Below are 14,267 nucleotides of genomic sequence, written 5' to 3'. Positions count from 1 at the left end.
ACTAATTAAACATCAGAGATTGTGCCACCAGCATCAAGACACTCTTTTGCTTTCATCGCTTTAAAGCCGTGACCGCCACACTTATTTTGTCCCTTACATGCATGTTCTGCGGTTTTACAATCAGAGTTGCCTTTGCACGAATGAATACCGTAACAATGCACTTTGTCACCCGCACCAATTGCCGCGCCGCTGCTGCCCACCGGTTGCTCAGCAGCAAATGCACTTGTGCTCATGGCTAATGCCAAAGCTACGGACGCAAACGTGGCACTTTTTTCAATCTTATTCATCTCATTTCTCCAATGTTATAGGTACAAATGGAAGACAATGTCGTGCTTTAAAAGAGATGGGAAATTAAAAGCACGCCTACCATTTAAATGTATCCAATTTAAAAACCCTACAAATAGAATTTCCATCCTATGCAGCGTCTATCAAACAGACCAAGCATCTTCTGAAAACATTTCAAAATTAATAAGTCAACTTGATAAAAAAACACATACAAACCTTTAGGTGTTGATTTCATTAATTTAAATTTCACACAACTTTTTCAGTTATCACTCAAAAGCGCTCAGTCAATCGGCTCATGCTTCATAAGTGCGATAAAGGCTGGCATAAGAGACATAGTCAATCAGTTGACTGTTGTATGGCGCACGATAAAAGCGCAATTTTTCATTATATTAGCGAGAAAAACTTGGCGTCATCGTTTTCACTTCCCCACAAAACCTTTGGTGGAGAAATAGCTCCGACAACAATTAAAAAATGATCTCAAAAAATAATTAACCTTGAATTTATTCATCTATGAAAATTGACCGTAATACTTATATTCACAGTTATTGAAAACACCAAAAAAATGTAATTACTAATCTCACCCAAAAAAGCTTCCCATGGGAAATATAAAGTTCGATAGAAACCATTTAAATAGAATGGCAACCAAACGCAGATAATTTTAAGGTGCTGGGTATATCAAATATCGCAATGTCATCTTTTAATTACTGGGGGGTGTGGTACTTGATGGGCGCGAATTACGTGCGACAAAGCACAAACAGAGATGTCGATCGCAATAATTCAACGCAACCCTCTATAAGTGCAACATGAAGGCTATCAACTTCTGCAAATTTTCTGCCGTAGTGTTACCAATCTCTATTAATATAACGCCCCATTTTTATTACTTATTTTTAACGAATAAGATACCTTAACTACGTATTTTCTCGCTTGGCTTCTTGATCTAGGAGATGTAAATGTTTTGTTCTTGGGCTTGCCGGTTTGTCATCGGTTTTTCGCTATTTTTTCATACCATCGCGAACGCTGACTCGGTTGCAAGTTATCCTGAAGACTGGGAAACATGGCCTGTTGTTAAGGAATCACTCACCTTGCCAGCTGACACTGTTCTTCCACCAGATACCTCGCTGTTTATCCAAGAGTCTGTTCGCTCCTATTCATGGATAAACAATGGCCAAGGCTCGCCTTTGACGATTCGCGTCAACCCCAAGAAGCTCGAACAGTACAAAACACATGGTCCATATACCGATGGCCCTACAGTTGTCGCTGTATCTGAAGTTGATGGCATTATCTGGGTAACAGAGCATTTCAGTGGCCTCCCCATTTATGGCAGCTACAACCGGAAAGGAGAAGATATCGCCAGCATGCATCCCACGCTGGAACCGGAATTTTGTCAGCGTTGTCACGATAGGTATAAAGACATTTGTATCAATGGTACTTGCACGGAGCCTGTCCTTTCCTCTTACGAGTAATTGACAGTGCTTAAGGGAAAGAGGCGTCGATGCTGAAAAAACTCACCATTAATCAGTTACTGTTCTTTTCTCATCTCATGTTGGTGGTGATTCTGATCGCGGGTCTTAGCTACTCGCGCTACCAAAGCGAGTGGGAATCACGGGTAAATAATGAAGCTGCATTAATGGAACAATCCATGTCACCCTTGATGCGAGAAATTTCGGCTGCGGTAGCAGGAAGAAACTACACCGCGTTAACCATGCCATCGCACAAAGATACCTTAGCGAGTATCGATTCCCTGCTTTTCCTCGACATAGAAGGCACGTCGGATTATCAAGGCAATAAGGTGTGTGTGCGCTATTTCAAAGAGACAGGAGAAATCTGGCGCATTGATGTGTCAGATGAAGAACTTGATATCGCACGACAAAGTCGTGATGCCTTAAATAGCAAGCTTCAATCTGATGAACTCGACCATGTTGCTGCACGTAAACTGACGTTTTTGTTAAATAAAGCGGAAAAAGATCTCGTCAATTTGACGAAAAGCCAAACACTGACAAATGAATTTAAAACGCCTTGGCCTATTGAGCGACTGACTCAAAAATTTGTCTTATTTCCTGACTATAAAATCGCGGCCATACAACTTCCGTTGTTCAACAAAAATGGGGGCTTCATCTATGCCGTTTTCGATGCCTCTCATTTGTATTCCCTAAAATCTGACATCTATCTGACGATCGCCATCGAAGCGGTAATTGCACTTTTCGTCTCTCTGCTCTTAATTGTCGGTGTGACGCATTGGTTGGTTGCACCACTGCGACGCCTTGCCGCCGAAATGGATAAAGATATTGAACGCCTTAACATTGCTGCACTCGATGAAATTAAACGTACAGATGAGATTGGCGTCTTGGCACGAGGACTTCACACGTTAACGCGAAAAACGCAATCTCAACTCAAACTGCTCAAACACATGTCAGACACTGACGCATTAACAGGTTTAAGCGGAAGGCATAACTATAACGAGCGGGCTGTGGCTCTTTTCAATACCACACGACATCAGGGTGCCAGTTTCGGCGTGATCGTCTGTGATATTGACCATTTCAAGCTATACAATGATTCCTTCGGTCACGGTAAAGGTGACGACGTCATTAAAAAAATTGCAGATGTCCTGATAAGCACGACCCGTACTAATGACCTTTCCTTCAGGATAGGTGGAGAGGAATTTGTTGTTCTCCTAAAAGTTCACGAAGCTGAAAATCTCCTTTTTATCGCCGAAAGGATGCGCAGTGAAGTGGAAGCTCTTGCCATTCCCCATACCACTGAAACGGGTGTCGTCACACTCTCCGTGGGTGCTGCTTTAGTTCCACCCGATAGTCGACAATTGACGTACACCGATGCATTTGAGTTCGCAGATAAGCTGCTCTACTCAGCAAAAAATGCGGGCAGAAATCGGGTTGAATTCAAGGAAATGGAAAGTGGACAGCAACCTTCCAGTCATCAACCGCACGCTGAGATGGCACCAGAAGCAGCAAAGTAACAACCTATAAAACGAGAAAGGATCTCGACATGACAAAAATCGAGGCGGTTTCTCCGCAAGATCTCTCATCAATAATCGCCTTGGTTGGTCACGTGGCTGAGCATGATGTTGTTCCGCACTTTAATGAACAAGGTAAAGACTTTTTCAGACATTCTGTTCTAAACGACCTTGAAACGACATTCGATACAAGGTCATTTCATACGTTTAAGCTGACAGAAGATGACAACCTATTGGGCTTTTGCGCCATGCGAGAAGGAAATTACCTCACGCACCTGTTTATCGACAAACCGGCGCAAGGAAAGGGGTATGGGCAACAACTCCTAAACCATACGTTTTCTCATGCATCGTCCACAGAAATCACCCTGCGCGCGTCGATCAACGCCGTCACGTTTTATGAGCGATATGGCTTTAAAAAATTAGGGGGAGAAGAGGAAATGAACGGTATCCGCTTTGTTAAAATGCGTTATACCTTGAAATCGTAGCTTCGTTCGCTGTTCGGTGAAATCGTATTTTCAACCTGCTTGAGCAATTGCTGCTGCCCTTGTGTATACGCAGAGTATTTTGCCATCTTTGCGTCTTGCTCAGCCACACGATCGATAAGTCCGCGGTAATCGCCACGCTGAGGCGATTCTTCCTGCGCCTTCTCGGTCTGCATCTTTTCTTCGCGCTCTTTCCTGAGCAATTCCGCACGCTCATTGGCCGACAATTTATTTTCACCACGCACGCCGCCAGCCTGCTCTTCCTCACGCTCTTTTTGACGAGAGTTGTAGTAGTTACTGGTGCTATAGCTGGTGTTAATGAGATTTGGCATCAATTTACCCTATCATCGTCGGTCATTTATGCGGTGTATTCTTAACTTTAGTACACCCCTTTCAATGCGGCAGAATTTTTCCGCAAACGCGTTGCATATATACACAAACAACCTAACGAAGCTCGGTTTCAGATTGTTTGGAAATAAATAAGCAAAAGCCATACCACTGGCTTTTGCTTATTGGGTTGTATAAATGAAGAACTGAAGCGAATCTATTGCTTAAATGTACGCTGACGCGTTTTTTCCAGTTTTTCTAAGATCTTATCAATGCGGTCAGGGTGCACCATATATTGTTGAAACCCTTTCATGCCTTCTTTCGCCATCGCAGGATCGGTATCACGGTCGTAAAACTGCGCGGTCCCCGCCGCCTCACCCAGCATGATCACCCCTGCATTCAGGTACTCATCATCTTTCGGTGTCGCTTTGTTATTGGTCGGGATTTGCAGCATGGATTCATTGATCATGGTTTGAATTTCAGGACGAGCAACAAAGGCGAGGAAGGTTTTCGCATCTTCTTTGTTTTTCGCTTTTGATGGAATGTGGAGGGTATCCATCGGCGCATCTTCAGCCATCGGAACATTCGGATCGATAACCGGGAATTGGAAGAATCCCATGTTCGGACGCACTTCATCGGTAAAGTTTGCCGCGAGGAAATTCCCCATCAGGTACATTGCTGCATCGCCATTGTAGAGGAATGGTTGCGCTTCCTGCCAAGAGTACGAGGCGTGATTATCAAGGTAGTAGCCTGGTACCACCAACTCATTCCATTTCTCAAATACTGCTTTCACGCGCGGATCGGTGTAAGGGATTTTTCCGTCCATCAAATCGATATGAAAATCTAAACCGTTCACTCGCATATTAAGGTAATCAAACCAACCCGCTGCCGTCCACAGGTACTTGGTTCCAATCGTAAATGGCGTAACACCATTTTCTTCTAACTTTTTCGCCGCAGCGACGAGCTCATCCCAGGTTTTCGGCACGGCTATGCCGTACTTAGCAAACACATCTTTGCGATAGTAGATGCCCCATTGGTAATACGTATAAGGTACGCCATATTGCTTGCCATCTACTGTCATTGCAGGCTTAGCACTGGAGAAATCCTCTAACATCCCATTGTCTTTCCAGAGACCGCTGACATCCTCAAACAACCCTCTATCAACAAAGGTTTTCATCCGATTCCCCGCGTACCAAAACACCACATCCGGTGGCGATGTCACCAGCCAGTTACGAATTGTCGTTTTGTACGCTTCATGGTCGTACAAATTGTATTTCACATCGATATCTGGGTATTCCTGCTCAAACTTCTCAATCACTTCTGCCCACGCTTTTTTGGGTGCAGGGTCAGAGGCATCGGAGTTAATCACCAAGGTTCCTGATACCGCAGAGCCACTTAGCAGAAGAAACAGACTGCAAAGTACGCTCAGGCCTTTGTTTGCAAGCGTTCTCATCCTATCTTTCCTTATTGATTTCGCCGTCATTAGCCTTTCGTCGCGCCTAACGTTAAACCGGCAATAAAGTGTCGCTGCATAGTGAAGAACAGAGCCACAGGAGGAAGCGCAGCAATTACCGCCCCCGCTGACATGTACTGCCAAGAAGCCAGCCACTGTCCTTGTAGTGCGTTTAGTCCCGCAGTGACAGGACGAACCTCGTCGCTCTGCACCAGCACTAACGCCCAGAAAAAATCGTTCCAAATAAAGGTAAAGACCAAAACTGACAACGCTGCCAATGCTGGCCTCACGAGAGGGAGCACGACATACCAAAATATTCGCCATTCGCTCACCCCTTCCACGCGCGCAGCCTCGATAAGTGCATCAGGAATACCGATGATAAAATTGCGCATAAACAAGGTGCAGAAACCCGCCTGAAAAGCGACATGGAAGAAAATCAACGCCCAATGGGAATCGTAAAGCCCAAAACTGATCGTCAGGTCGCGCACGGGGATCATCAAGATTTGGAAAGGGACAAAGTTACCGCCAATGAAAAGCGCAAAGAGCCAAATGTTTGCTTTGAATTTATATTTGGCAAGGGCAAACCCCGCCAATGTAGAAAGTGCAACCGCGCCTGCAACAGCAGGAATGCAAATGAGTAAGCTATTCAGCAAATATCTCCCCATCGGCGTTGCCGTAAACACCTGCGTGTAGTTTTCGACAAGCTGTAACTCATCAGGAAGCCCCCAGTAATTGCCCGCGTTAATGTCGGCAATGGAGCGTACAGATGTCATCAAAACGGCAGCGAGAGGGATTAGCCAGAGAATGACGGCAATATACAGTGCTGCGCGATACGTGGTGTTTGCCAATTTACCGTGCTGTTCAATGGGTCTTGGGAACATTAGCGTTCTCCCTTTAACATGCGCCACAAGAACCAGGCGATATAAATGTCCATGATGAGAAACAGCACCACTGCGACCGCAGCGCCATAGCCCATGCGGTAATTAAAAATCGACTCTTCATACATTAGGTAAGCCAGTACCGTTGAACTGCCCCATGGCCCACCCGCAGTCATGGTGGCAACCAAGTCAAACGATCGTAATGCCCCGATAACCGTAACCACCACCGCGATAAAGGTCGCCGGCTTTAATTGCGGTACAACCACATACCACAGCATTCGCCAGCTTTTTGCCCCATCTAATCGCGCCGCTTCTATCTGCTCAGGATCGAGGTTATTAAGGCCTGTCAGGTACAAAATCATGCAATAGGCCACTTGCGGCCATAGCCCTGCGGCGATGATGCCGTACGTCACCAGTTTTTCGTCCGCAAGAATAGAAATTGGGTCAAACCCAAGCAGAACCATAAATTGGGTTAATAAGCCAAATGACGGGTCATAAAACCACGCAAAAACAAGACCAACGACAACTTGGGATATAACGAAAGGGAAGAAAAACAGGGCCTTGATAAGGCGAATGCCTGCAACCTGCTGATTGAGAAATAATGCGATCAACAGTCCAATGGGAGGTGCCAGCATAAACAACACCATCCAAAGAAAGTTATTCACCAATGCGGTATAAAATGCATCAGAGTCAAACAGCTCGACATAGTTCTCCCAACCCACCCACTGCTTTTCCCCTAAGCCATCCCATGCGAAGAAGCTCAGCCAGACACTCTGCCCGATGGGATAAAGCACATACACTGTAAAGATGATGATGGCCGGAAAAAGGAACAGCCAAGGGGCCAAAGCCAACTGACTTCGTCTTGGCGACGGGGAGGCGGTGGTGGAAGACTCAGCCATGCAAACTCCTTGGCACGTTTTACGTTCGGTGCATCAACGCTAAATCGAACGCCCGCGTTAATGGCATGTAAACGAACTATTTCATTTTAATTAAATCTAGTTCACGATTTCTCTCATGTAAACGTTTACGTAACGAAAAAATCCGCTACGTTTAGTAAAGGGTGACGTGTTCGACGGTTTCGAAACGCATCAAAATTAAACAGGTTGCATAGGGCGAGCAGTATGGCGGATATCACTCTAAACAAAGTAATAAAGCGGTTCGGAGACGTGGAAACCATTCATGGTGTGGACCTCGACATTGAAGGCGGAGAGTTTGTTGTCTTCGTCGGGCCGTCTGGGTGTGGTAAGTCAACACTGCTTCGATTGATAGCGGGTTTGGAAACGATTACAGAAGGTAGAATTTGCATCAATGGCACCGAAATGAATGATGTAGATCCCGCCGATCGCGGCGTTGCCATGGTCTTTCAATCATATGCGCTTTACCCGCATATGACCGTCAAAGAGAACATGGGTTTTGGGCTGAAAATGAATGGCGTCGAAAAGACCATCATCGATAAGCACGTTGAGCGCGCCGCAAAAACACTTCAACTCGAAGCCTTGTTGGATAGAAAGCCGAAAGCCCTATCCGGTGGTCAACGTCAGCGTGTGGCAATAGGCAGAGCTATCGTTCGAGACCCGAAAGTTTTCTTATTCGATGAACCCCTTTCTAACTTAGACGCAGAACTTCGCGTCGAAATGCGCTTACAAATCGCAAAGCTGCACCAAGAGCTTAAAAACACCATGATTTATGTGACTCACGATCAGGTCGAAGCGATGACACTTGCGGACAAAATCGTTGTACTTCGCGCAGGAAACGTCGAACAAGTTGGCTCTCCGCTGTCGCTTTATCACAACCCGTCGAACCTGTTCGTCGCTGGTTTCATTGGCTCACCAAAAATGAATTTTATTAATGGCATCATTGCAGCGTCGAATCAAAATGAAGCTCAGATCACCATGCCAGATGGACAAGTTTTGTCGGTGCCGACAGTAAGGCCGGTCGAAGAGGGTCAAAAAGTCACCGTTGGCATTCGTCCCGAGCATATTCAAATCGGCGCAGGAAACGGCTTTAACTTCGAATTTCACAGTGAGGTCGTAGAAAGGCTAGGAAACAGTACGTATTTGTTCGGTCAGTATTGTGGTTCTGATGGTTTCAAAGTTCATATTCCCGGCGACAATGCGGTCAGAGCGTTTGAATCGGTCACGCTTCGCTGCTCACCGGAAGACATTCACCTGTTTGATGAGAACGAGCAAACCCTTACGTATAGAGAGCCTTCAACGCGAGAAATTTCCGCATCAGAAGCGAGCGCATAACCAATCAACATGCGATAAGCCACAAAGGTGACCTATGGCGACAATAAAAGATGTAGCTAAGCTCGCAGGGGTGTCTGTCGCTACGGTTTCTCGGGTGATTAATCAGTCCCCTCAGACACGGACTGAGACGGTGGAGACCGTTAAGCGCGCCATGCGAAAACTCGGTTATCGCCCGAACGCTGCAGCACGGACATTGGTAAATAAAAAAAGCAAAGCCATTGGCGTTGTCGTTGCGGATGTGTCCGACCCTTTCTTTGGTGGGCTCGTTAAACATGTCGACAACGTGGCATTCAACCACGGACAACAACTGCTTATTGGTAATGGCTATCACGACGCAGAACGTGAAAGGCAGGCGATAGAGTTGCTTATTGAGAATCAGGTTGGCGCATTTATCATCCACAGCAAAGCGTTAGACGACACAACGCTAAAGATGTTTGCTGAGGACTATCCCGCGATGGTGTTTATCAACCGCTGTATTCCCGGTTTGGAACCCCGTTGCATTTATCTCGATAACTACCGCGGGGCCTTTTTAGCCGCTAATCACCTGATCAGTCACGGCCACAAAAATATCGGTTGTATCAGTTCAAATCATAATATCGAAGACAGCTGGCAACGGACTCGCGGATATATTGATGCATTGGATGCCTCAGGGCTAAGCCAACACGCCACACAAAACCTCATTGTCAAACGCTCGCCAAACGAAAAAGGCGGCGAGCAAGCGATGCTCGCTCTGTTAGATACCCAACCCAACATCACCGCTGTGTGCTGCTACAACGACAACATGGCTGCTGGTGCTATTACGGCACTGACAGACAATGGATACAAGGTACCCGAAGATATTTCAGTGATCGGCTTTGACGACAGTCTCATTGCTCAGTATTTGCACCCAAAACTCACGACCGTGCGCTATCCCATCGAAGAAATGGCAGGTCAGGCTGCCGAACTTGCATTTTCGCTCGCACAACACATTGAAAACCACACTATAAATGGGGGTTATAAGCCATCTCTCGTCCTCAGAGACTCGGTAAAGAACCTTTTTTCGTGAGTGCTGAACTTACATCACTAAAATATTAAAAATTGCTTTCAGTTCAAAGTCATCTGGTTCACTAAATTGGTCTAAGCTTGGCTTTAATAGCGTGAAGAAAACCATGTGCAGCCTTTGTTTCTATTCGCTCGCTGCTACGTTGTCATGGCAAACCAAATAACGGAGAGTGACATGACCCGCTACGCCGAATTGATTCAACGTCGCCATTGGGAAAACCCAGCGATCATCCAACTAAACAGGCTGCCCGCACATTGTCCTCTTGAGTCTTATTCAAACGTAGAACTTGCCGTCGAAAGCCAAGACGATATCGGGCCAAGTCTAGGCAGTGCCATCTCTCTAAATGGGGATTGGAAATTTTCCCTCTTCGATGCCCCCGAATCCGTGCCCTGTTCTTCCGTTTGTCCGAGTTTTGACGACAGAAGTTGGCGGACAATGCCCGTTCCCGCCAATTGGCAACTTCACGACACTGGTGACACGCCTATTTACACCAATGTTCGCTATCCCTTCCCTGCAACTCCCCCACTCGTTCCAACCGATAACCCAACTGCCGTCTACCGAACGCAATTTCAACTGTCAGAGCATTGGCAAAAAGGCGAAACACGCATTTGTTTTGATGGCGTCAGTGCCGCATTTTACGTTTGGTGTAACGGCGCGTTTGTCGGGTACAGCCAAGACAGCCGCCTTCCTGCTGAGTTTGACCTCAGCCCCTTTGTAAATTTGGGTGAAAACACGCTCGCTGTTGTGGTGCTTCGTTGGTGTGATGGCAGTTACCTCGAAGATCAGGATATGTGGTGGCTCAGCGGTATTTTCAGAGACGTGACCCTACGCAGAAAACCGCATAATGCCATTCTCGATTTCACCGTCCGCACAGAACTCGACCCGACACATCAAACCGGCACGCTCAATATTGAAACGAAAGTGCGGGGGGAATCTAAACGCGTCGTGATTCAACTGTTCGATGAAGGCGCGGATATTTCCGGCCCTGTTTTTGCTGAATGTGGCACGACAAGCATTGATGAAAGGGGAAGTTGGAAAGACAGATGCACCCATTCGATCACCATATCCTGCCCACGACTTTGGAGTGATGAAGACCCACATCTCTATCGCTTGGTCGTGGTGTTGCTAGACGAATTTGATGAACCCATCGACATAGAAGCCTGCAATGTCGGTTTTCGGCACGTCCAAATCGCCAACGGCTTGCTGATGATCAATGACCACCCCGCGTTGATCCGAGGTGTAAATCGTCATGAGTTTCACCCTGACAAGGGCTACGTGCAATCTATCGAGGACATCGAGCGAGACATCAAGCTCATCAAACAATATAATTTCAATGCCGTTCGTACCTCGCACTATCCCAACCATCCCGCGTTCTACGCGTTATGCGATAAATACGGTTTGTATGTTGTCGATGAAGCCAATATTGAAACTCATGGCTTAGAACCGATGTGCCAACTGTCTGACAACACCGAATGGCTACATGCCTACATGGAACGTGTCACTCGAATGGTTGAAAGAGATAAGAACCACCCTTGCATCATTCTTTGGTCTCTCGGCAATGAATCAGGCATAGGGACGAACCACCATGCCATGTATCAATGGCTCAAACACCGCGACCCAACGCGTCCTGTGCAATACGAAGGTGGCGGCGCAAATACGGCCGCGACGGATATTCTCTGCCCCATGTATGCCCGCGTGTCGCAAGACATCACAGATACCCCTCTTCCAAAGTGGTCACTACCAAAATGGATTGGGTTACCTGAAGAAAATCGCCCTCTCATTCTTTGCGAATATGCACATGCAATGGGAAACAGCTTGGGCGGATTTAACAAATATTGGGACGCATTTCGACGTCATCCCCGCCTACAAGGTGGCTTTATTTGGGACTGGGTCGATCAGGGCTTAACACGGAAAGATGATCAAGGAGAATCCTACTGGGCATATGGCGGGGATTTCGGTGACATACCCAATGACAGACAGTTTTGTATAAACGGCTTAATGTTTCCAGATCGCACGCCTCACCCAGCTGCTTTCGAAGCCAAATACCACCAGCAACGCTTCATTTTTAAGCTGGATGGAACGTTCCCGTTGGTGGTTTCATTAGAGAACGAGTACCTGTTTCATCCACCGGAAAACCTGTCTTTGCGATGGTCGATACAAAAAAATGGTCAGCAGGTCGCCAGCGGCTCAGAAGGTCTTCATCTTCGCGCAGGTGTAACCATGAGTTACAAGCTGATGGAATCGCTGCCCTACCCTAAGCACGGCGCTGAGTATTTTCTGAACTTGGAAGTAGTGCTTACCGAAGATGAACCTTGGGCAGACAAAGACTTTGTCATCGCAGCATCTCAACTGCCTTTGCCTGTTAATCGCCCCTTACCTGTTCCCTCCGCATCACCAGACCGATTACCCGACGTGCAAGAAGATTCCGATCATTGGACAATCCGTGGCGACAACTTTGAACTGGGCTTCGATAAGCAATCAGGGCATTTAGTACAGTGGTTAATTCATGGCGAGGAGCAGATCCTCGATGCCCCCAAAGATAACTTCATTCGCCCACCTATCGACAACGACATCGGTGCCAGTGAAGCAGGCAATCCCGACCCTAACGCATGGCTCGGGAAATGGGCGGCGGCGAACCTGTTTAAGCTGCGTCATGAGAATCTGTTTAACACGGTCGATATTCTTGCCGATCAAGTCCAAGTGCGCTCTCATCACGGGTATTTCATCGGTGGAGCCATGGTAATCAGCAGCCTATGGCGCTACGAAGTCAATGTTCAAGGTGATGTCCAATTGACCGTAGAGGTCGACGTTGCGCCCGATATGCCTGCTTTACCTCGTGTTGGATTAGAGCTTGCGTTACCCCTGTCTGATTCAATTTCTTGGTTTGGTCGCGGCCCGCATGAAAACTACCCAGACAGAAAAGACAGTGCGCTGATCAGTCGCTATCTTTCGCGTGTCGACGACATGCACACGCCCTACATATTTCCGTCTGAAAATGGGCTGCGCTGTGACGTAAGACATCTTGATATCGATAACCTCAATATTCAGGGAGCGTTCCATTTCTCGGTCAGTCGCTACAGTCAGGAGTCCTTGATCGACGCCAAGCACGATCACGAACTCATCAAAGACGATCACCTCTACTTGCGAATTGATGGCTACCACATGGGCGTTGGCGGTGACGATTCGTGGAGCCCGAGTGTTCACTCAGAGTTCTTATTGAACGAACAGCATTATCGCTACTCACTTAAATTCTCAATTAAAGAGCTATAAGTACATAGAGCCGCCCCTATTCGGCGGCTTTTCTCCCCGTCAAACTCACATCAACGACTAGCCGCTAAAGTGCACACTGGCGGCTATTTTCAAAAACTGCGCAATGGCTTCTTCTTCGGTATAGGTATCATCGTTAAAGTAATGATTGATTAGCTGAAGCATGGGCTCTTGAAGTTGCGGGGCAATTGCCATGGAATCTGACATGCTCGGAAGCAGTGTGTTGTTTTCTTCTGCGAAATGGAACTGCTGTTTTGATGCCTTGGAGCACGAATCAAACGGCGTCATATCCACATCATTCAGAATGGGAATTGAGCCTTTTTTCTGATTAAACTTGGACTGAAACTCCGCAGAAACCAAGGTTTCAGCCAATCGATTTGCCATCGAGACAGACTCTTCCGTCCTCATGCGAAACAGTACAAAACTGTCCACGTTGTAGACAAACGTGTTCGCCGTTCCCGGTGCGGGTAAACAGTAGTAATCCTGATTTGGAAGGTGACCCATAGCGGTGAGCTCTCCTTTCACCCAATCGCCTTGAAGCTGCATAGCGGCGAGACCATTTGCAACATTTAGCGTGGCCTGATCCCAAGATATGGGCTTTTGGATATCGGTCATATAAGGCTTTAAACGGCGGAAGGTTTTGAACAAATCCACGGTTTTCTGGTTCGTCACCAGCGAGTCTTCAAACCGTATCAATAAGTCTCGGTAATAGTCGCTGCCATAAAGCCCTAATGCCAGCACTTCAAACAGCATGGCAAGCTGCCACGGCTCATTGCCGATGGACAACGCGGGCATACCGTGATTTTTCAAGGTGTCCGCGACAGTGAAAAACTCGTCCCAAGATCCAGGCGGTGTCAGGCCATACTTATCAAAAATCGCCTTGTTCGCCCAAAGCCAGTTAACGCGGTGAATGTTGACGGGAGCCGCCACAAAATGCCCGTTGTAACTGTTGATACTGGTGGCGATATCAGGAAAACGCGCCGACCAATTTTGCGCTGTCGCCACATCATGCAAGTCAGTGACAAAACCAAGGGTTGCCCAAGACTGTATCCCTGGACCTTCAATAAGCGCAATTTCCGGCGGATTCCCTGCAATCGCGCGTGCTTGCAACACTGTCATCGCCGTGTCTCCACCGCCGCCATAAACGGGCGTACTCTCAAAAGGTAAACCTTGGCTTTCCACGGCAGCTTCTAGCTCCGCTAAGGCTTGTCGTTCACCTTTAGACGTCCACCAATGCAGTAACTCTACCGAGTCAGCCAAGGCTGAGTTGCTCATCGATAATAACAACGTCGTAAGGACAGAATGCTTCATGA

12 protein-coding genes are annotated in these 14,267 nt (G+C 47.1%); 6 read left to right on the top strand and 6 right to left on the bottom strand.

Features of this window, described 5'->3' with window-relative positions; translation table 11 throughout:
* Nucleotides 1-5: 5 nt before the first annotated feature.
* Nucleotides 6-287 carry a BufA2 family periplasmic bufferin-type metallophore gene (gene bufA2 / locus LRP49_RS18395; RefSeq protein WP_274143811.1) on the bottom strand — a complete coding sequence of 94 codons (282 nt, stop codon included), beginning with the start codon at nucleotides 285-287 and terminating at the stop codon, nucleotides 6-8.
* 948 nt (nucleotides 288-1,235) lie between these two features.
* Between bufA2 and LRP49_RS18390 the strand changes: the two genes are divergently transcribed.
* From LRP49_RS18390 to LRP49_RS18380, 3 genes are read left to right on the top strand one after another with little or no spacing between them, the layout of a single operon-like run.
* Complete coding sequence (locus LRP49_RS18390) at nucleotides 1,236-1,748, top strand: hypothetical protein (protein ID WP_274143810.1); 513 nt, start codon at nucleotides 1,236-1,238, stop codon at nucleotides 1,746-1,748.
* A 29-nt stretch (nucleotides 1,749-1,777) separates the two neighbouring features.
* Nucleotides 1,778-3,259: a GGDEF domain-containing protein gene (locus LRP49_RS18385; RefSeq protein WP_274143808.1), complete on the top strand. Its 1,482-nt coding sequence runs from the start codon at nucleotides 1,778-1,780 to the stop codon at nucleotides 3,257-3,259.
* Between the two features lie 29 nt (nucleotides 3,260-3,288).
* Nucleotides 3,289-3,741, top strand: a complete 453-nt coding sequence (locus LRP49_RS18380; RefSeq protein WP_274143807.1) for a GNAT family N-acetyltransferase — start codon at nucleotides 3,289-3,291, stop codon at nucleotides 3,739-3,741.
* Here LRP49_RS18380 and LRP49_RS18375 read toward each other — a convergent pair.
* From LRP49_RS18375 to LRP49_RS18360, 4 genes are all read right to left on the bottom strand, one after another.
* Complete coding sequence (locus LRP49_RS18375) at nucleotides 3,723-4,070, bottom strand: hypothetical protein (RefSeq protein WP_274143806.1); 348 nt, start codon at nucleotides 4,068-4,070, stop codon at nucleotides 3,723-3,725. The genes LRP49_RS18380 and LRP49_RS18375 overlap by 19 nt on opposite strands.
* Nucleotides 4,071-4,282: 212 nt before the next feature.
* Entirely contained in the window at nucleotides 4,283-5,518 is a 1,236-nt protein-coding gene (locus LRP49_RS18370) for an ABC transporter substrate-binding protein (RefSeq protein WP_274143804.1), read from the bottom strand.
* Nucleotides 5,519-5,547: 29 nt separating this feature from the next.
* Nucleotides 5,548-6,399, bottom strand: a complete 852-nt coding sequence (locus tag LRP49_RS18365) for a carbohydrate ABC transporter permease (RefSeq protein ID WP_274143803.1) — start codon at nucleotides 6,397-6,399, stop codon at nucleotides 5,548-5,550.
* Nucleotides 6,399-7,295: a carbohydrate ABC transporter permease gene (locus LRP49_RS18360; protein ID WP_274143801.1), complete on the bottom strand. Its 897-nt coding sequence runs from the start codon at nucleotides 7,293-7,295 to the stop codon at nucleotides 6,399-6,401. Before LRP49_RS18360 ends, LRP49_RS18365 begins: the two co-directional genes overlap by 1 nt.
* Before the next feature lie 222 nt (nucleotides 7,296-7,517).
* On the opposite strand from LRP49_RS18360, the gene LRP49_RS18355 reads away from it, so the two are divergent.
* The 3 genes from LRP49_RS18355 (at nucleotide 7,518) to LRP49_RS18345 (ending at nucleotide 12,957) form a co-directional block, all read left to right on the top strand.
* Nucleotides 7,518-8,645 (top strand): ABC transporter ATP-binding protein, encoded by a 1,128-nt coding sequence (locus tag LRP49_RS18355; RefSeq protein WP_274143798.1) that lies wholly within the window; start codon nucleotides 7,518-7,520, stop codon nucleotides 8,643-8,645.
* A gap of 34 nt (nucleotides 8,646-8,679) precedes the next feature.
* Nucleotides 8,680-9,690, top strand: coding sequence for a substrate-binding domain-containing protein (locus LRP49_RS18350; RefSeq protein ID WP_274143796.1), 1,011 nt, complete (start codon nucleotides 8,680-8,682; stop codon nucleotides 9,688-9,690).
* A gap of 171 nt (nucleotides 9,691-9,861) precedes the next feature.
* Nucleotides 9,862-12,957 carry a beta-galactosidase gene (locus tag LRP49_RS18345; protein ID WP_274143794.1) on the top strand — a complete coding sequence of 1,032 codons (3,096 nt, stop codon included), beginning with the start codon at nucleotides 9,862-9,864 and terminating at the stop codon, nucleotides 12,955-12,957.
* Nucleotides 12,958-13,014: 57 nt separating this feature from the next.
* Here the strand turns inward: LRP49_RS18345 and LRP49_RS18340 are convergent, their stop codons facing one another.
* Nucleotides 13,015-14,265 (bottom strand): ABC transporter substrate-binding protein, encoded by a 1,251-nt coding sequence (locus LRP49_RS18340; RefSeq protein ID WP_274143792.1) that lies wholly within the window; start codon nucleotides 14,263-14,265, stop codon nucleotides 13,015-13,017.
* Nucleotides 14,266-14,267 lie beyond the last annotated feature (2 nt).

The organism is Enterovibrio qingdaonensis (assembly GCF_028683135.1).
Lineage (GTDB): Bacteria > Pseudomonadota > Gammaproteobacteria > Enterobacterales > Vibrionaceae > Enterovibrio > Enterovibrio qingdaonensis.
The sequence above is the reverse complement of the archived record's forward strand: the minus strand, read 5'-3'. Positions and strand labels throughout refer to the sequence as shown.